The organism is Pseudoalteromonas sp. KJ63-1 (assembly GCF_055808145.1).
Map to the genome: position 1 here is coordinate 2,677,638 of NZ_CM147855.1, position 19,316 is coordinate 2,696,953.

Genomic DNA, 19,316 nt, shown 5'->3' on the forward strand with positions numbered 1-19,316 from the left:
AAAGCGGCTAATTTAACCTGTAGTTTATTGCTTTTCCAAAACCGCTTTTAAATTATTTAATGCTGATACAGAAAAACCACGGTCGTAAAAGTAAATAATTTTACCACTCTCATCAAGCAGTATCACACGGCTGTTATTAGGGTTTTCGTTGCCAGTAAATGCTTGAACTTTATCGCCATCTTCGTAAATTGTGATCACCCCACCCCACAACTCTTTTGGGATCCCTTTGCGCATACCATTATCAATTAAGGTACTAAACATGCGAGGAACCATACCCTGAATGGTTGGTAACTCATAGGCAGTCACATCAACTGCACTCATATCTAAACCAATAAGCCAACGATCAATATCAAACTGACTGTCTTGCTTGTAACCTATTAATAGCAATGTATTTGGGCTGTTAAAGTCATCAGGAATGGTGAATGACTGTTGCTCTAAGCTTTCTCCACTAACAGTGGGAAATTGCTTACCAAGTAGTGCTTGATTTGGATACTGAGTTGAGCACCCGCTAACCACTAAAACCATCACCACCGCCATTATTGCCTTTAACATACCTTTACTCCCTATTTTTAAATAAAACTAAAGTGAACACGTTAACTAAATAATTGGTACAAGACTTACGCTTTAAACCAGACTTACGATCCATAGTAACTCCCATAAATTAAATAAAATACAAGCATATGAATAGGTTTGTTCGATAAAATGTTTATTCGTTATACTTTAATATTATTACTATATTCATTTTAATTCTATCCCATAGCGAAAGCGTATTTTGTTAACACCTTACAAAGCGTTAAAGTGCCGCGCTAATTCACAGCTATAAAAGAGGGTACCATGTCGCTTGCTGTATTATTAATGTTGGCATTATTTGTCGGTTTGCTGTTTGCTATTTATCTTGTTTCGCAAAAAAGCAGCTCTTTATCTCGTACCGTTTTATTTGGTTTAGTGCTTGGTAGTGCCTTTGGTTTAGCCTTACAGTTTTTATTTGCCAACTCACCAGAAACCATTAAAGAAATACTCAGCTGGGTAAGCATAGTAGGTAAAGGCTATGTCGGTTTGCTAAAAATGATCATTATGCCATTGGTATTGGTCTTTATGATTGCCGCAGTGGTTAAGCTTGAGAACCAAGGCTCACTGGGGAAAATCTCCTTTATTAGTATCTCTGTTTTACTGTTTACTACTGCAATTGCAGCGTTAATTGGTATTGCGGTAACGTATGGATTTGACTTGAGCATAGAAGGGCTTGTTTCGGGTACTCGTGAAGCCGCTAGAATGGACACCCTACAAAGCAAAGCCGCGAATGTAGCCGACTTAAGTGTGCCGCAAATGCTACTGAGCTTTATTCCTGAAAATCCCTTTGCGGATCTAAGTAATCAACGTTCAACCTCTATCATTGCCACGGTTATATTTGGTGTACTTGTTGGTATAGCTGCACGTAAAGTAATGCTTGAAAAAACAGAATTAGCTAGCCCAATTCGTAACGGTGTAAACGCCCTACAAGCAACAGTAATGAGCTTAGTTCGCATGGTAATTGCACTAACGCCTTATGGTGTTGCAGGCTTAATGGCAAGTGTTGTGGCAAACTCTAGTAGTAACGATATTTTAAATTTACTCGCCTTTATTGTGGCTTCTTACGTGGCTATTTTATTGATGTTTGTTGTGCATGGTTTACTGCTTAGTTTAGTCGGCGTTAATCCAAAACATTACTTTGAAAAAATTTGGCCTGTGCTCACCTTTGCCTTTAGCTCACGTAGCTCAGCGGCATCGATTCCTATGAATGTTGACGTGCAAATTAACCAGTTAAAAGTGCCACCTGCAATCGCTAATTTATCGGCTTCTTTTGGTGCCACTATAGGTCAAAACGGCTGTGCTGGTATCTACCCTGCCATGCTTGCAATGATGGTTGCGCCAAGCGTGGGAATTGACCCACTCACATTTGAGTTTATTTTACCGCTAATTGGTATTGTGGTTATTAGCTCGTTTGGTATTGCAGGTGTTGGCGGCGGTGCTACCTTCGCAGCGTTAGTTGTATTACCGACTATGGGATTACCTATAGAGGTAGTGGCTTTGCTTATTTCTATTGAGCCATTAATAGACATGGCGCGCACTGCACTCAATGTATCGGGTGCTATGACCTCAGGTGTGATCACCAGTAAATTAATGAAAACTCAATAACACTGACTTTAATTTAATAGCCCAGCCTACGCTGGGCTTTTTTATGTCCGCCGCTTTCAAAGCTCTTTAGTGATTCGTTTATTTAATCAATTAACTTCAATAAATCATTTTTATAGATTGCACTAATCGCTTTATTTCGCACACAGTTTTTAGCCCCTTTACTATACTATTCCCATCGCTCAGTCATTCAGGCTTGTTTAACAGCTTGAATGAAGTATCAACCTACTGTTTTTAAATGAGTAGACCCTATTTTTAATACGCTTTGTATATAACGAGATTCGTTAACTTTAAGGAAGCTGACAATGAAAAACCGATCATTTACAAAAAAAGCGCTTGTTGGATTTATAAGTGTGGCACTTATGTCTGGCTCTGCTTTTAGCCAAGAAAAACCACAAATGTCTAAGCCACAAGGTGCTGTAGGCATGGGTGAAGCAAAAGTGGGCGCAACCAGAACCAATCAATTTTGGTGGCCAGATCAACTTAACCTATCTCCTCTTCGCGATCATGATCTACGCTCAAACCCTTACGGTAGTGACTTTAATTATGCAGAGGCATTTAACAGCCTAGATTTAGACACTGTAAAAAGTGATATCGACGCTCTGCTAACCCAATCTCAAGACTGGTGGCCGGCAGATTTTGGTAACTATGGTCCATTTTTTATTCGTATGACCTGGCACAGTGCAGGTACCTATCGTACGCTTGATGGACGTGGCGGTGCTGGCGGTGGTCAACAACGTTTTGAGCCGCTTAATAGCTGGCCAGATAACGTAAGCTTGGATAAAGCGCGCCGTTTACTTTGGCCAATCAAACAAAAATACGGTGAAGCCCTTTCATGGTCAGACTTAATCGTATTAGCGGGTAACGTTGCCCTAGAAAATATGGGATTTGAAACCTATGGTTTTGCTGGTGGTCGTACTGACGATTGGGAACCTGACATGGTTTACTGGGGTCCTGAAGTAGAAATGCTTGCCAGCGACCGTGAAGATGCCAGCGGCAAACTAGAACGCCCATTGGGTGCAACTCACATGGGTTTAATTTATGTAAACCCAGAAGGGCCTAAAGGAGTACCTGATCCTATTGGTTCAGCTAAGAACATTCGCGTTGCGTTTTCTCGCATGGCGATGAACGATGAAGAAACCCTGGCACTTATCGCCGGTGGTCACACCTTTGGTAAAATGCATGGTGCGCACAAACCTAAAGACTGTGTGGGTGCAGAGCCTGCTGCAGCAGATATTGAAGAGCAAGGTTTAGGCTGGAAAAACAAATGTGGTAAAGGTCACTCTGAAGATACCGTATCTAGTGGTTTAGAAGGCGCATGGACACAAGCACCTACTCGCTGGTCATCATTATACTTAAGCAATCTACTTAACTTTGAGTGGAAACAAACTCGCAGCCCTGCTGGCGCTATTCAGTGGATCCCAACAGATGAATCATTACATAAGTCAGTACCTGATGCGCACGTTAAAGGTAAATTTAACCCACCGGTAATGACTACGGCCGATTTAGCGTTAAAATTTGATCCTGAATATCGCAAAATTGCTGAACGCTTTTTAAATGACCCAAAAGAGTATCAACTTGCATTTGCTAAAGCATGGTACAAATTAACTCACCGAGATATGGGGCCACCACGTAACTTTTTAGGTAAAGAAGTACCAAAAGAAGACTTAATTTGGCAAGACCCTATTTCAGCAGAGACTAAATCAAACATTGATGCTGATGCAGTAAAAGTGCTGAAAGCTGCTATTTTAGACTCGAACCTAAGTGTACCTGAGTTAGTACGTGTGGCATGGGCATCGGCTGCCAGTTACCGTGATTCAGATATGCGCGGCGGTGCCAACGGCGCACGTATTGCGCTAGCACCACAAAAGGATTGGGCAGTAAATAATCCAGCAGAAACCGCAAAAGTACTTAAAGTATTAAAAGCGATTCAAGCTGACTTTAACGACAGCTTATTTAGTAAAAGCCAGGTATCGCTTGCTGATTTAATTGTGCTTGGTGGTAATGCAGCGATTGAAAAAGCAGCCAAAGATGCAGGCTACTCAGTAGACGTGCCGTTTAATGCTGGTCGTGGTGATGCTACACAAGCACAAACTGACGTTAATGCATTTAGCTTATTAGAGTTGCCTGCCGATGGTTTTAGAAACTATTTTGATGCAGAGAAAAGCTATAAATCACCAACTGAAATGCTGATTGATAAAGCGGATCAGCTTGACCTAACAGTTCCTGAAATGACTGTATTAGTCGGTGGCTTACGTTCACTTGATGCAAACTATAAAGGCACTGACTACGGCGTATTTACTGACAAGCCTGGTACCCTAAATAACGATTTCTTCGTTAACTTATTAGATATGTCGACGGTATGGAAAAAATCGTCAGATGCAGGCATTTATCAAGGCTTTGATCGTCAGTCGGGTGAGCAAAAGTACACTGCTACTTCGGTTGATCTGATTTTTGGTTCAAATTCAGAACTACGTGCAGTTGCTGAGGTGTATGCCTTTGATACATCAAAACAAAAGTTTGTAGAAGACTTTGTTGCGGCATGGACTAAAGTAATGAATTTAGACCGTTAATAACCATTAAGTAATACAACCACAGCGCTGCAATTAATTGCAGCGCTTTTTTATTATAAAGCTACTTTAAAGCAAATACTCGATCACGTAAGTCATCGGCACTCACACTTTCAGGTGCAACTGGCTCACCAATCGCTACGCTTACCAACGACCATTTGGGTCTAGGTAGTCGCCATTTAGTTTTTCGACTAAACATACTGCCCCATAATCCATCTAAATGAACAGGGATAACAGGCACAGGCGTGCGCTGAATTATTTTTTCAATGCCACGGCGAAATACATCAACCTCGCCATCACCGCTGAGCTTGCCTTCAGGAAAAATCCCCACCAGCTCACCACGTTTCAGTGCTTGCGCAATGTCATCAAAAGCTTTATTAAACGCCTTAGGATTTGATTTTTGACTATCGATTGGAATGGCTTTGGCCATTTTAAATAACCAATTAAGTGCCGGTGAATAGTAAATAGGAGCAAATACAACAAACCGAATAGGCCTAGGTGACGCCGCTAAAATAAACATCCAATCAACAAAGCTAACATGATTACTTACCACTACCGCAGCCCCTTCATCGGGAATGTTAGACTCGCCTTTAGTGCGCACGCGATACATGCAAATCGCTAAAATATAGATAATAAAACGTAAGAAAAACTCCGGTACTTTGGTATATATGTAAAGCGATATTAGTAAATTGAGCCCTGCTAATAACAACAGTAATTGTGAAATATCCCAGTGTAATAGCGTTAAAGTTACAATACTTAAAACAGCGCTGCCGACCATAAACAGTGCGTTTAATACATTATTAGCTGCAATCACTCGAGAACGGCTATCGGGGTGAGTACGCTGCTGAATGAGTGCATACAAAGGCACGGTATAAAACCCCGAGGCAATACCAATACCTGCCATCCAAACAAAATGCCAGAGCATATCGCCAGTATTAATTACTTGCTCAAGAGTAAGCTGCAACTCACTAACTTGGCGATAAAATTCAATACCAGGCTCTTGGCTTAGTAAATATAAAAATAAGGTAATTAACAGTGCACCAAAAGGCACAATACCTAACTCAATACGTGAGCGTGATAGCTTTTCACACAATAAAGATCCTAATGCAATACTCAACGAAAACACCACTAAAGCAGCCGTCACCACCAACTCATCGCCTCCCATTACATGTTTTACGTAATTAGGGAGCGCCGTTAGTATCACCGCACCAATAAGCCAAAACCAGCTGATCCCTAATACTGACTTACCCACCGACTCGGTTTGTGCGTTAAGCGCATTAAAAACACTTTTGGTTGAAGTAATAGGGTTAATCGATACTTTTAAGTTAGCATCATTGGCTGCACTTTTAGGAATAAATCGACTGCTTAAAAAGCCAATAACCGCAAGGCTTACTATTGCGATACTGATATAAATAGGGCCCGCTGTTTGGGTTATATAATAGGTGCCAAATACGGTGCCCAATAAAATTGCTACAAAAGTGCCCGACTCCACCAGTCCATTCGCTTTAGTTAGCTCATTTGGGGCCACATGCTGCGGTAAAATAGAGTACTTAAGCGGTCCAAAAAAAGTGCTTTGTAAACCCATTAAAAATACCGTACCTAACATTAACCAAACCTGCTCGGTTAAAATCGATACTACGCCCACCAGCATAATAGGAATTTCGCAAAACTTTACGATGCTGATCAGTTTTGATTTTTCCAACTTTTCTGCAATTTGCCCAGCCATGCCTGAAAATAGAAAAAACGGTAAAATAAATAATCCTGCCGCCAGATTAGAATAAAAGGCACCATCAGCTACCGTTGCAGCCTGAAAAATTAAAATAAGCAGGATTGATTGCTTATAAACATTGTCATTTAAAGCAGAGAAAAACTGCGTCACAAACAGAGGTAAAAACCGTTTACTACCCAGTAAAGCTCCTTGAAATTGTTGTTTATTTTCCTTCATTACGGTCTCTTAAAATTAGCTTCAGGGCTTAGATTACCACTGTGGAAAAGAAATACGAACCCACTTTTTAAGTACATGCTCAAACATATATTTAAATAAACGAAATAGCTAACCCAACAAAAATGACTAACAAATGAACAAAGCGACTAAATCTTGCGTATGAGTGTTTATGAGTTGTAAATAAAACATCTATGTTCTAAACCTAAAAGGTGACTAAAAAAGGAGCATCTTTATGCCAACTACAAACACAATAGACAAAGACACTAAATTCGCACGTTGTTTAGAGTGCAACAAAGTAAATACATTTGCCGCTTTTCACTGGCTTTCGTTAGCGTTTAAAGATATGGCGCGCGCGCCCATGTTAAGTTTAATTTACGGTTTAATCTTCACGCTTATTCCGGTAGCGATTGTTTACTCTGTTGTACTTACCGACAGCCACTTAGCTATTTTACCTGCAACCGTTGCTTTTGCTTTAATCGGTCCGGTATTCGCCGTTGGCCTATACGATGTAGCCTGGGAACTTGAAAAAGGCCATAAACCTACATTAAGCCATTCATTAAAATCAATGTTTCGTAACCCCGTAGGTGAATGGGGTTTTGCGGTATTACTCATGGTGATTATGATTATTTGGATGCGCCTAGCTGCAATTGTGCATGCATTATACCCAAACCATGTAAACCCCACCTTTGAAGAACTTTCTGCGTTTTTAACTATAGGCAGTATTATCGGCGGAATTTTGTTGGTCAGTGTGTTTTCAATCTCAGCATTTACCCCGCAAATTATGATGGAAAGACGCGTTGATATAATGACCGCAGTCGTTTCTTCAATCCATGCAGTTAAAGAAAACTTTGCAGCCATGGTTGTGTGGTCAATTTGTATATTCGTACTGGTAGCGCTGGGCTTTGCTGCAGGTGCCGCTGGATTCATTATTATTATGCCGCTACTTAGTTACGCTAGTTGGCATGGATACATCGCAGTTATCAAAACTAAAACACCACGTGGCTATGAATAACACTTACCAGTAGTTTTAAGCACTTAATTAAATGCTTTTGGGCATTTAATTAAGTGCTTCCTCCTATCCCTCTGTTTGTTAAATCCGCAAAAACCTTGATCTGAATAAGGTGCAAAGCTTAAAAATAGCGCTAATATAAGCTGATACACTGCAGATAATATAAAGGAATAAACATGAGTCAAAACGTTACAGACTTAATGACAGCTAACCCATTTTCGGTAAACGTAAAAAGCACTTTGCATGACGCACACAATTTAATGAAAGAAAAAAACGTTCGTCATATTCCTGTTATTGACGAAGAAGGCGCATTTGTCGGTATGCTCACACAAAAGATAATGGTCGCCAAAGTCATGGGGATCATGGCAACGTTTGGTGCTAATGCATTACAACGCAAAGAAAAACTCACAAAAGTAGAAGATATTATGGTGAGTGATTTTATTAGTGTAACCCCAGAGCAACCGCTATCAGATGTCGTTAAGTTTTTTGTAGATAATCGCCACGGTTGCATGCCCGTTGTTAGCGAACAAGGTCAGCTAGTAGGTATTTTAACGTCTTCTGATTTTGTACGTTTAGCTGCAGCACTGCTCTCGTAAATCCCTGATTTAATAAAAACTGTATTTAGCTCTGCCAAATGCAGTTTTTATTCGCTTAAAAGATATATAAAATTAACAGCATAGATAGCTAAGTCACTAACAGCCTGTTATGGTAAACACCCTGCTTTTAATGGTTATTACAAGGTAAGTTTTCATATGGCTAATCAATTAAATGTACTAGGAACTCGCTTACAACTTTGCTGTGGCAACGGTGGCTATACGCGTGAGGGGTTTTGCTATGTACCAGATTCAGACTTTGGCAATCATAGTGTATGCGCCATTATGACCGACGAATTTTTACAGTTTTCCAAGGCGCAAGGTAACGATTTAATTAGCCCTAACCCTTTGTATGATTTTGCTGGTTTAAAAGCTGGCGATAAGTGGTGCTTATGTGCGATTCGTTGGTATCATGCCATTGCTGCGTGCGTTGCTCCTCCTGTGGTACTTGAAGCGACAAATCAAAAAGCGCTCGACATTATTCCGCTTGAAGTATTAAAAGCACATCAATTTCAAAAAACGCTATAGCGATTAAACCCTGAACTCTACTTTTCTTTTTGCCTAAATACCTTAGGCAAAAATAGCCTTTAAAGTACTCCATTTTTAAATGTATTTTTTGCAGAATTTACAAAAAAAGTGCATGTTTTTCATACCCTTTAAGCTAAATACTCCTTGAAGCTTTATTAAACAAAAATAAATCAATAAATTTCAGTAGCTTACAATAAAAACTTTACCGGCATGCTCATTGCTTCTATTAGAACAGACGTGTTCGTTATCGCAATTAAAACACTCACTTGAGTTAAGCGAACACTATTTTGAAATAGTAGGAGGCATAATGAGTAACAGTAATAATGCAAACAAAGTAGCTGAATTTACCGCTCCCGGTGTAGAAAATGAATCAGCAAGTAAAGCAATATCTGTTCTAGAAGATCGCATGGTAGCGCTAATTGATTTACAACTAACTTTAAAGCATATTCATTGGAATGTAGTAGGTCCAAACTTTATTGGCGTACATGAAATGCTAGACCCACAAGTTGAAACCGTACGTGAAATGACAGACACTATAGCAGAACGTATTGCCACTTTAGGCGGCGTGCCTGTTGGTACACCAAAATCAATTGTCGATCGTCGTTCGTGGGAAGATTACGCTATCGGCAAAGGTTTAGTAACTGAACACCTAGCCGCCTTAGACAAAGTGTATAACGGCGTTAACGGTGATCACCGTAAAGCTATAGAGTCACTTGCTGAGCTTGATCCGGTATCTGAAGATATGATCATTGCACAACTTGCAGAGCTTGAGCAATATCAATGGTTTGTTCGCGCCCACATAGAGTCATCTACGGGCCAATTGAACAGTTAGTATTTTAGGTAAACGCTACTTTAACAAGCCCAGCAAATTGCTGGGCTTTTTAATGTTTGCGATGTTTCATCTCATCATTAATTATCATTCGACTTTTTGGTTATTCCCCTTAAGCATTTATGTACAACATTTAGGCTAGTCGCCACTCTTTGACTACACTCAAATTAGGTTATTTCTTAAAAAAAGTATTTGTTAACGCAAATAAGTTTGCGTTGGTAATACATAAAATTAACTTGAGAATACAGGAACTATAATGAAATACACTCTACTAATCGTGTGTTTAATTGCACTCACAGGCTGTGATAAAGGCGTTGATTCTCAACGAGGTTTTAGCTTGCCAGAGGGGAATGCAGAACAAGGCAAAACCGTGTTTTTTAAAATATAAATGCTTGGCATGTCACACCCTTCCAGGCGTTGAAGATAGCAGCGTAACAAAACATGACGATATTTCTATTAAGCTAGGAGGTAATAAAACCAAAATAATTACCTATGCTGAGCTGGTCACGTCAGTGATCAATCCCTCACATCGGTTTTCTAGGACTTATAGACCCGACGCCAGAAATGAAGATGGCAGCTCAAAAATGACGGTATTTAACGATACCATGACCGTATCTGAACTCACCGACTTAGTCACTTTTTTACAACCAAACTATAAGCTCATTCCATATCACGAAACTAATTATCACCATTATTCTCGATACAAATGATATTTAAAAACACAAAAAAGCCGTTTTTAAAAAACGGCTTTTTTGATTGTTAAAACAAAATATTACTCGGCATTAACCATGTCTTCAAATTTCATACCGGTTAGCTTGGTCAGTACCTTAATCACATATATAAAAATACCAATAAGCATCAACATAGAAGGAATGGCAATAACGGGGTAGCTTAATAAGGTCATTTCGCCAAGCTGCTCGTTAAATTCCACGCTACCTGCTGGGCTAGTAACAATCCATTTAGCTAAGAGGTAATTCATAGTTGATGAAAACACAAAGGTGAGTGCTAATAAGTAATTAGCGTTAGTAATTTTTTGTTTAAAACTTTGCGTATTGCCGCGCTCATCAAGGGCATCGTAAATAGTGTCTAACTTAAATAAAAGTGAGTTTAATAAAAGTTTGGCTAGCAAGGGTTTACCAAAAAAGCCCGACATCAGCACGGTAAAACCAATGATTGCTGGTATAGCCGCTTCTTTTATTGCTAACCACTCAACATTAAGCTCAAACAGCGCAATACCACCGGTAAGCAAAGTACTTAAAAAGCCCAAAAGTGAAATAAAATTTAATGAGCCCGCTTTTATAAAATCATAAATACCGTAACTAATAGGGAATATAAGCGCCACAATTAAGCCAACCACGCTGCCTAAATATTCAGGCCCTGAAAATTTCATTAAAATGACTGAAGGTATGATGATATTAAATACGATTTCGATAAGCGGATTATTCTTTTTACGCTTATTTATAGCTTGATTATCACTGGTCATTTTTAATTCCAAAAATATTACTACTGCCATAAGGGTCTGTTGACCTTTGCGGATTAAAATTTGTTCAAACTAGGGGCGGTTTAATCGCGGCGCGAAGTTTGTAACCTAGTGGGCTAAGTAAAAACCGAGCAAAGCTTCCGCATCCTGCTCACGCCCCTTACCTACATCCATGTAGGCAACAAAGAGTAAATTGCCCCTAGGCAGAACCCTTCGGGCAGCGCCTGTTTGGCATTGATGCTGCGTTATCGCCTATTTATGGGGAATACCACACCACATAGGCGCTGCCTTGCCTAAATACCAAACAGACTGCTGCAAATTTAACCTTAAAAGGTCAACAGACCCTAACTTCCTCTCTAAAGAGTAAGTAATGCTGAAAATTATCTTTAAGCATAATACCTGCAATACACTCGCTATTCTAGCATTGCACTCAACCGCCCGATTTTTTAGGTCGCTACCTTATCAAATACTATTTTTATTAATAAATAATTTATCGGACACTCTATATTCTTACGTTACGTGATCATTATTACAGAACACATTTTTTACAGCTTGGAAAACCTTCATGCTTGCTCTAGTATCTAGTTGTCTTAGCTCAATAATTTGCATTTAAATGAAATCATTTCCATCACTATATTTTGCCAATTTATTTTTAATTATTGGTACCGGCTTACTTACAACCTATTTAGCCCTGTATTTAGGTAAACAAGGCACATCCACATTTTGGATAGGCTTAATGACCTCGTGTTATTACCTTGGCTTATTACTGGGTTCAAAACTTGGCTATCATTTAATTAAATCGGTGGGTCACATCAGAACCTTTGCAGCAAGTACTGCGGCGGTTACTGCCTGTGTGGCCGCACACGGAGTAAGCGACAATCTATATATATGGTTAGGCCTTAGGCTTTTTGTTGGCTTAGGGATGATGTGTAATTACATGGTGCTAGAAAGCTGGCTAAACGAACAATCAGCGCCTGAATCTCGCGGGCGAGTCTTCTCTTTTTATATGATCACCTCTTACTTAGGGATGATTTTAGGCCAACTAGCGCTCGCACAATTTCCTGAGCTAGGGTATGCACCGCTATTTTTAGTATGCATGGCGTTGGCTATCGGTATTATTCCAATTTCTATCACTCGCAGAATTCACCCAAAACCGTTAAAACCGATAAAAATGAGTCTGTTTGATTACGCTAAAAAAGTGCCACAGTCGCTTACTGCAGTGCACTTTGCAGGCATTATCAATGGTAGTTTTTATGGCCTAGCGCCTATATTTGCTAAGCTATCTGGCTTTGGTGCCGCAGAAATTGCTATTTTTATGTCGGTTACTATTTTTGCTGGTTTGCTAGCCCAGTGGCCAATGGGGATGCTCTCTGATCGCGTTCGTCGTAGCGTATTAATTCGAACTAATGCAGCAGCTATCGGTGTTGTAAGTTTGGCATTGTTTTTATTGCCTACTTCACAACTAACAGCTTACATACTCACTTTTATCTTTGGTTTATTTGCGTTTACTTTATATCCGCTTTGTTCTGCGCTAGCTAATTCGAGGGTTGAGGACGAAGAGCGCGTAGGCGTATCATCTGCATTATTAGTCGCTTTTGGCGCCGGTGCAGCAATAGGCTCAACAGTTAACGCACAGCTGATGACCTACTTTGGTCACCAAGCATTGTATGCGTCAATTTCGCTATTAACCGTGGCTATGTACTTACTACTAACCTTTATTAACTCTAAACAAAAAGTTGAACAGCCAGAACCCAGTGATTATGTGGTCGGTACATCCGATGTTACAAACTCGCCACTGGCCGCTACGATGGATCCGCGCATTGAAGAAACCACCGCGCAAGATCAAATGTTGGTAGTAGATGAAGATGATGATGAATTTTTTGAGCATCCCCAAGGGGAGCTGTTTAAAGACCTAGAAAACGAGAAGAATATGAAGAGTTAATACTTACTATTTAAAATAGTAATAAAAATGATAACAAAAAAGGGGAGCCTCCCCTCTTTTTTGTTATTTTTACTACTTAATACATTACTGGCTTATCTGTGGCTTAATATCACTTAAATCTAAATGGATAGTCATTTCAAAATTCTCAGGCTGTACAGCAACATCACTTAAACCTGTTCTCGCAAAATAATCTTCAAAGTCTTGCTGATATTTAGCCGAAAACTGCGTATACGCGGTAATAAACAAACTTAGCTTTTTAGCTATTATTGGATAGGCTGCGGCAAGTTCTCGCAGTTTTTCAGGTTCAGCAAAGGCAAATTCAGCATAAATATTAAAGTCGTTCCCCATTGAAGTTTTGCCATAATCAGATAAAAAGCCCGAATTATAATCTGGCGCTAATTCATCTTTTGTAAGCGCTTCATAATTTGATACAGCAGGTTCCCAATCTTCACTTAATAAACTTTGCCACGTTACCAATATTGAAGGTGAATGATTAAAAATAAGTGAACTAAGCTCATGATGGAATCCGCGAAATGCGTTCTTATAGTTGGCTTCTGTTCCATTCCATTGTGTAATATTAGATAGAGCTATCCATTTAGACCCATAAGTCCCCCCAGCTGCCGCACCTTCAATTTTTATAGAGCTAGAAATATATACAACATCAATCACTTCAGAAACAAACCCTTTTGGATATACACTTAAGGCAGACTCAATACCATCTAGAGTATCAGAAGCATCTTTTAAAGTGGTTCTAGTTATATTTACATTGTTTAAAGTAGCATCTTTGTTTGAAAACTCTTCTGGGTAAGATTCCTTCGGGTCATCTGTTTTAATGTCTACTTGGTATGTTTTGGATAAACGATTAGCTTGCTCTGTTTCACTTTCGAAATATGAACACGCACTAACAAATAATAAAAAAACGAATATTACTTTTTTCATTTATAAAATCCTTTTTAATGAGCATGCCTGAATGTTGCCACCGCTACTACTGAGAAGCAAAATCTAACAACAGCAGGGAAGCAACTTAAAGCTCTCAATTTCATCTACCTAAGGCAAATAAAATAGAAAATAACAGTCAAACTTCAAAATAACTACATTCTTTTTAGCCAACCCAAAATAAAAAAATCAAGAAACCTTTTATATAGGTTAAATACTACCCCTGTATTTTTAATTAAATTTTAAAACTATTTGACCCCTTTTCTATTTGCCAGCCGTTATAGCTCTGAAACAACATAATAAATTAATTTGGAGCGGCTTATGCACACACTTGAATTCCCTAAAAACCCCATGTTCAAAACATCAACAGCTGTTATTGGCGGTGCTGCGATGACCTTTATCGCATTTGCCTTTATGCAATACTTAATTAGTGGCGAACAAAGAGCACCTATAAAATCGGGTGATGATATTACTGTTGAGATTTTTCAAGCACCAGAAGATAAACAAACCACGCATATTAAAAGAATACCGCCACCACCCACACCTAAAGTGCCACCTAAAGCACCACCACGTGTAGCACCTAGTAATGAGCCAATAACAGCAATAAGCACAGCACCACCCATAATAATTGACGGATTTGGTGACGATATGAAGCAAACACTTACCCGCCCTACGGGAGATGCTTCACCCATTGTGCGCATAAATCCTAAATACCCAACTAGCGCAGCACGTGATGGTATAGAAGGCTGGGTGCAACTTAGCTTTAATATTTCACCCACAGGTGAAGTAATTGATGCCACAGTAGTAAATGCCGAACCAAAACGCATATTTGATCGCGAAGCACTTCGCGCTATTAAACGCTGGAAATATCGTCCAAAAGTAATTGAAGGTGTGGCACAATTACAAACGGGTCAAACCGTACAGCTTGATTTTAAATTAGACAGTTCGCAGTAAGGAAATAAGCGCCTATGCTATTGAGTATTAAGTCATGGTTATTTGAAGCACCAAGCAAAGACTGCATGGCGCGGTATGCAAAAAGTGGCGACAACCGCCACTTAGAGCAACTTATTGCCTTATACAGTAACGATTTGTACCATTATCTGGTAACGCAATCTAATACACATTTAGCATATGACGTAAGCCAACAAACATGGCTAAAGGTAATCGAAAAACGCCACCTTTACCAAGCGCAAACCACGCCTAAAGCCTGGTTATTTCGACTCGCACGTAACACATTAGTAGACGAATACCGCAAACAGCAACACTTTGTCGAGTTTGACGAAAACAGCCAACTGCCTGCGCAAAATGACAATCAAAGTGAATTAACAAGTAGTGACTCACACATAGGCGACACACACATAAGTTACGAAGCATTTAACACTGCGCTCAAGCAACTTAGCTTTGTGCAGCGCGAAGCCATCACCTTACAACAAGAAGGCTTTAGCCTTACCGACATAGAGCTTATAACGCAAAGCAACGCCCAAACCATAAAAACAAGGCTACGCTACGCCAAACAAAACCTAAAACAATTATTAGGAGATTATAATGAACAAGCCTGATGAGCAGTTTAATGAAAAGCTCACACAACATTATAACGAGCGAAAAGCACGTACCACTCTTTCGCATGCTCAACAACAGGCGTTAAAACACTCCGTAATCCAAAAACAACCTAAAAAGCTTGGTTTTGCCCTGCAACTCACAAGCCTTACCTGTGCACTGTGCTTACTAGCCTTTATAGTGCTCGACAGTAACAACGTGATAAATACAGCCCCTAAAACCGTATTAAACACCATAGACATACACGACTACTCGTTTATAACAACGCATGAAATAGATCAAACAGGTAACTACGCAAGTACCATAACGCAACAAAAACGCGCGCTCGACACCCAACTAGCAAACGACTTACGCCGCCATCAACAACACCACATAGAATACGGCACGCTCGTAAAGGTCGACAACGACTGGTACATAGCCAGCTGCAATGACGAGGTACTGGTACAAATTAAGCAGTCACTGCTCAGTGATTTAAAAGGGAAGCATGCAGTTGAAAGTAATATAAATACGGGTGATATACTCGCTATGGCACATAACGGCAAAGGGCAGATTGTGGCGCTTAAACATGCGGGAGATGGGGTTAAGCAGTGTGGGGCTTAGGCTGGTTTTGTTTAGTATATTTAAAAAAGAAACTACTGCAATTTATATTTAAATAATTTACCAAGAACATAATCATTCTTGCATACAATAAATTATTGCTGCAAGTCATCGTTAACAACCTTGATATGAGATATTTTTACTGAGTTAATTTGAACTTGGCTTATATTGAAACACTCAAGCTTAGCCTCGTCAAAAATAGCATAATTATCTCCATCACCTAGTGCGCTTTCATAAATAACACCATCATAACCCTGAGATTTTATAAATTCGCACAAATATTGACTAGATAAGTACTCGAGTTGCGCTTTCGACTGTGAAACTGGTTTAGTAAGCTCTTCGCCTAACATCTCAAGCAGATTTAAACCTTGATAGATATTTTTTAAGCTAGCTTCAGAATACCTAAATGGCACTATTGTTTTTCTAGGAGCTCTTAAATCAACCAGTTTGAGCTCTTCTTTAGCTTTAAATGTTGCAATAGTAATAAATTCATTATTATGTGGTCTCACCTCTGAAACAGCAGTATTCTCCGTCGAAGCAACATATAAATAAGAAATACCAAAAGGGTTTGCTCTTCCATTACTTGCAAGTGTTTTCGGTGGTGCTCCCATTTCATTTGCAGGGAATAACTCTTTAGATGTCTTTTGTATTCTAGCTCTATAATACTTTGAACCCTCAATAGGCACTTCAGCTGAAAGGTAGCTAATTAAAGAAGCTAATGCGTCATGTTGCGGAAAAGTAGTAGGAAAGAAGCGATTCACATGTTTAAGTTCTTCTTTAAAGGATACCCAATCAAATAACTCCGTTTGTTCAGCAGCTGGGATATAATTTAATCTTAAATTTTCATCTCCATACTTTATACCGCGTAAAAGTACAATTACCCTTTCATCTGGTACAGTATCAAATAATAACCAATCCTTTTTTAATAATGAAATCAGTGACTCACCTTTTTCATGTAGTTTATACAGTTCAATTAATGAATTAAATAGGTTATGTAAATGCTCAACTTCAATTAATGCAACATTTTTACTCCCACAGATCGAGCAATCGCCATTTTTCTTAGATTTAACGGCTATATCTTCGCTAATAAAATCTGAGTTTAAACAGTTTCCGCAATATTCCATGTGAACCTATCCCTTGGTTACTTTAAAAAATCAGCTATTAATTCTAGGTGGTGCTGCATTGACAGCTTTTTAACATATCCCAACCCTGGATAATGCTGTCTAGCTGCTAACTTGTGAAACTCTTGATGAGCTTGAGAAGAGAATATTTTTGGATCGTTATCATTAACAAGCTTATTGAGTGCTTCAAGAAATTTACCTCCGGGGTCTGCAGGAGAGCTATTACTCTCAGAAAGATAATGTTTAATAAACATATCATCTTCATCACTCTCATCAAGATACGTTAAATGTATAGCTACAGCATACGCTGGCCCACCTGACTCGGAATATTCATCACCATTAATTAAAAAATCCCCAAAACCATCCATATTTTCTTCTTTATACATAATATGAAGTTCAGAAAAATGCTCTTTAGCTGGGTAATCTTTATTAGACTTTTGCCTATTAAATCCATCTTTAATTAAAATTCTTTTATCATTGGTAAAAATTCTGCGATATCGCCTTTGCGCAAACTTTTCTATGAATATATGTGTGAACTCTTTATTAAAGCCTAATAAAGCTTTTGACAGCTCCTTACCTTCGGTAAAACCATAGTGAATTAGTTCAATATTATTATCAGGGAAGTTATTTAAATAACCTTCTACAGTAATAACCTCTGTATCTTCATCACATATCAAAGCAATACTTAAATTTTCGTACTCGAGAATTCCCTCTTCATTTAAGCAATCAATTAACCCTGTATTATCAAAAGAAAATTCACCATATATAGGATTAATTATCACTGAGAACTTACATCGTTCTGAAATTAAAACTTTAAGTGATTTAATCAAAGGATTTAGATTTCCCTTAACAGGCTCAATTATCGGTGAAATCTGTGATGCGGATATTAATTCTGCATTCTCCCTTAGGAGAATCAATTCATTTTGCTTTCCACGAAGATAAGGGTAATACATTGACTTTCCTTATATTTATTACCTTATTCATTAAAGTATGCCCCGAGACAATGCCAAAGACAAATTATTTATTTGCTTAATAGATAACCTACTACAGAGTGCTGTAACCTTTAAAGATTTTGGAGCACGAATAACTAGCTCTTTTTTTGCGTTGATAGGTTTCTATTTTTTAACTCACCCAATATATATTTATGAGCTACTCGAATAGGTATATCTTTAAATAGCTTTTTACACTCTTTATATAATAATGTATTAGGTACATCAGGTACAAAACCATGATGTAAATTTACTATCCTAACGTATTCACTTTGTCTCAGTGCATCAAACTGCACATTTTTACAAAGCTTGTCGAGGTTAGATAGCGGCTTTTTAACTGTTCTAAAAGTATCTCTCGAAGTAAGTTCGATTAAGCCTACATTTGATGGGATTTTATCTAATAATTTAGGTATGTGCTTTTTATCTGTCACCACACTAACAAACTCTGAGAAACTTTGATAATCCAACAGTTGCTGGTCTAATCGCTCCAAAGAATCAAGCTCAGTTTTAATTTCATAGATATGGGATGTTCCATTCAAAATTATAGCATCCGCTTTGCTTTTAGCGACACGAAATTCAGATAACATAGATGCCGTATTCAATGAATATTTACCAAGTAAAATTTTATTAGCTATTGAATTCTTATAAAGATATTCATTCCTATAAACTTTCGATAACTTACTATATGTACATTCAAATAACTCGCCTAAGTTCTCATAATGCTCAACTTTAATATCTAACTCTTTAATAATAGAGTTAAGCGTTGGCGAAAAGCCTGTATTGGCTAATTCATTAAAAACTGAAGACGAAAAAACACGTGCCAAAAGTGGCCCGAATTTTTTATCAGGGTTTAAAATTTTTGATGGGTCGTTTTCTGATTTCATAAAAACCAATATAAAGTTAATTCGATATATTTTACAGTAGATAGTGACTTTTTTTGAATCTTATTTAATAAATGGCGTAATTGTGTAAGTAAAATTCATAAATAAGTGCTTGAATTACTAAACAAAAAAGCCTGCAATTAAGCAGGCGTTTTAGTATTTTGTAC

17 protein-coding genes and 1 pseudogene are annotated in these 19,316 nt (G+C 38.5%); 11 read left to right on the plus strand and 7 right to left on the minus strand.

All coding sequences use genetic code 11. The annotated features are described in order from the left end of the window. Nucleotides 1–24: 24 nt before the first annotated feature. On the minus strand, nucleotides 25–552 hold the full coding sequence (locus AC0L7Q_RS12840) for a hypothetical protein (protein ID WP_409423833.1): 528 nt from the start codon (nucleotides 550–552) through the stop codon (nucleotides 25–27). Nucleotides 553–834: 282 nt separating this feature from the next. On the opposite strand from AC0L7Q_RS12840, the gene AC0L7Q_RS12845 reads away from it, so the two are divergent. Together AC0L7Q_RS12845 and katG are read left to right on the plus strand one after the other, a co-directional pair. Further along, nucleotides 835–2,175 carry an L-cystine transporter gene (locus AC0L7Q_RS12845; protein WP_409423834.1) on the plus strand — a complete coding sequence of 447 codons (1,341 nt, stop codon included), beginning with the start codon at nucleotides 835–837 and terminating at the stop codon, nucleotides 2,173–2,175. 302 nt (nucleotides 2,176–2,477) lie between these two features. Further along, entirely contained in the window at nucleotides 2,478–4,745 is a 2,268-nt protein-coding gene (gene katG, locus AC0L7Q_RS12850) for a catalase/peroxidase HPI (protein ID WP_409423835.1), read from the plus strand. A gap of 61 nt (nucleotides 4,746–4,806) precedes the next feature. On the opposite strand, the gene AC0L7Q_RS12855 is transcribed toward katG, so the two are convergent. Next, nucleotides 4,807–6,687 (minus strand): MFS transporter, encoded by a 1,881-nt coding sequence (locus AC0L7Q_RS12855; protein ID WP_418157309.1) that lies wholly within the window; start codon nucleotides 6,685–6,687, stop codon nucleotides 4,807–4,809. A 232-nt stretch (nucleotides 6,688–6,919) separates the two neighbouring features. Between AC0L7Q_RS12855 and AC0L7Q_RS12860 the strand changes: the two genes are divergently transcribed. The 5 genes and pseudogenes from AC0L7Q_RS12860 (at nucleotide 6,920) to AC0L7Q_RS12880 (ending at nucleotide 10,356) form a co-directional block, all read left to right on the plus strand. Continuing rightward, nucleotides 6,920–7,699, plus strand: a complete 780-nt coding sequence (locus tag AC0L7Q_RS12860) for a DUF2189 domain-containing protein (RefSeq protein ID WP_008111401.1) — start codon at nucleotides 6,920–6,922, stop codon at nucleotides 7,697–7,699. A 173-nt stretch (nucleotides 7,700–7,872) separates the two neighbouring features. After that, a complete protein-coding gene (locus AC0L7Q_RS12865) occupies nucleotides 7,873–8,292 on the plus strand; it encodes a CBS domain-containing protein (protein WP_409423838.1) in 420 nt (139 codons plus the stop codon). Between the two features lie 156 nt (nucleotides 8,293–8,448). Next, the gene (locus AC0L7Q_RS12870; protein WP_409423839.1) at nucleotides 8,449–8,817 is read left to right on the plus strand and encodes a DUF2237 family protein; all 369 of its coding nucleotides are present in this window, start codon (nucleotides 8,449–8,451) and stop codon (nucleotides 8,815–8,817) included. 307 nt (nucleotides 8,818–9,124) lie between these two features. Then, nucleotides 9,125–9,649: a DNA starvation/stationary phase protection protein Dps gene (gene dps, locus AC0L7Q_RS12875; RefSeq protein WP_409423840.1), complete on the plus strand. Its 525-nt coding sequence runs from the start codon at nucleotides 9,125–9,127 to the stop codon at nucleotides 9,647–9,649. 253 nt (nucleotides 9,650–9,902) lie between these two features. Next, nucleotides 9,903–10,356, plus strand: a pseudogene (locus AC0L7Q_RS12880) (cytochrome C). Between the two features lie 62 nt (nucleotides 10,357–10,418). Here AC0L7Q_RS12880 and AC0L7Q_RS12885 read toward each other — a convergent pair. Further along, on the minus strand, nucleotides 10,419–11,129 hold the full coding sequence (locus AC0L7Q_RS12885; RefSeq protein WP_409423841.1) for a VC0807 family protein: 711 nt from the start codon (nucleotides 11,127–11,129) through the stop codon (nucleotides 10,419–10,421). 610 nt (nucleotides 11,130–11,739) lie between these two features. On the opposite strand from AC0L7Q_RS12885, the gene AC0L7Q_RS12890 reads away from it, so the two are divergent. After that, nucleotides 11,740–13,068, plus strand: a complete 1,329-nt coding sequence (locus AC0L7Q_RS12890; RefSeq protein ID WP_409423842.1) for an MFS transporter — start codon at nucleotides 11,740–11,742, stop codon at nucleotides 13,066–13,068. A gap of 84 nt (nucleotides 13,069–13,152) precedes the next feature. On the opposite strand, the gene AC0L7Q_RS12895 is transcribed toward AC0L7Q_RS12890, so the two are convergent. Beyond that, nucleotides 13,153–14,007, minus strand: coding sequence for a hypothetical protein (locus AC0L7Q_RS12895; protein ID WP_409423843.1), 855 nt, complete (start codon nucleotides 14,005–14,007; stop codon nucleotides 13,153–13,155). 318 nt (nucleotides 14,008–14,325) lie between these two features. Here AC0L7Q_RS12895 and AC0L7Q_RS12900 point away from each other — a divergent pair, with 318 nt between their 5' ends. Genes AC0L7Q_RS12900 through AC0L7Q_RS12910 form a run of 3 tightly spaced genes read left to right on the plus strand, consistent with a single transcriptional unit; the run spans nucleotide 14,326 to nucleotide 16,161 of the window. Continuing rightward, a complete protein-coding gene (locus AC0L7Q_RS12900; RefSeq protein WP_413400747.1) occupies nucleotides 14,326–14,958 on the plus strand; it encodes an energy transducer TonB in 633 nt (210 codons plus the stop codon). Between the two features lie 14 nt (nucleotides 14,959–14,972). Continuing rightward, on the plus strand, nucleotides 14,973–15,563 hold the full coding sequence (locus AC0L7Q_RS12905; RefSeq protein ID WP_413400748.1) for a sigma-70 family RNA polymerase sigma factor: 591 nt from the start codon (nucleotides 14,973–14,975) through the stop codon (nucleotides 15,561–15,563). After that, nucleotides 15,550–16,161: a hypothetical protein gene (locus tag AC0L7Q_RS12910; protein ID WP_413400749.1), complete on the plus strand. Its 612-nt coding sequence runs from the start codon at nucleotides 15,550–15,552 to the stop codon at nucleotides 16,159–16,161. The genes AC0L7Q_RS12905 and AC0L7Q_RS12910 overlap by 14 nt, the downstream gene beginning before the upstream one ends. Before the next feature lie 92 nt (nucleotides 16,162–16,253). Here AC0L7Q_RS12910 and AC0L7Q_RS12915 read toward each other — a convergent pair whose 3' ends face one another. The 3 genes from AC0L7Q_RS12915 to AC0L7Q_RS12925 all read right to left on the minus strand — a co-directional run bounded on the left by AC0L7Q_RS12915 (nucleotide 16,254) and on the right by AC0L7Q_RS12925 (nucleotide 19,152). Continuing rightward, entirely contained in the window at nucleotides 16,254–17,282 is a 1,029-nt protein-coding gene (locus AC0L7Q_RS12915; protein WP_409423847.1) for an RES family NAD+ phosphorylase, read from the minus strand. 17 nt (nucleotides 17,283–17,299) lie between these two features. Then, the gene (locus AC0L7Q_RS12920; RefSeq protein WP_409423848.1) at nucleotides 17,300–18,232 is read right to left on the minus strand and encodes a sce7725 family protein; all 933 of its coding nucleotides are present in this window, start codon (nucleotides 18,230–18,232) and stop codon (nucleotides 17,300–17,302) included. Nucleotides 18,233–18,366: 134 nt separating this feature from the next. Then, on the minus strand, nucleotides 18,367–19,152 hold the full coding sequence (locus tag AC0L7Q_RS12925) for a sce7726 family protein (RefSeq protein ID WP_409423849.1): 786 nt from the start codon (nucleotides 19,150–19,152) through the stop codon (nucleotides 18,367–18,369). Between the last annotated feature and the right edge of the window lie 164 nt (nucleotides 19,153–19,316).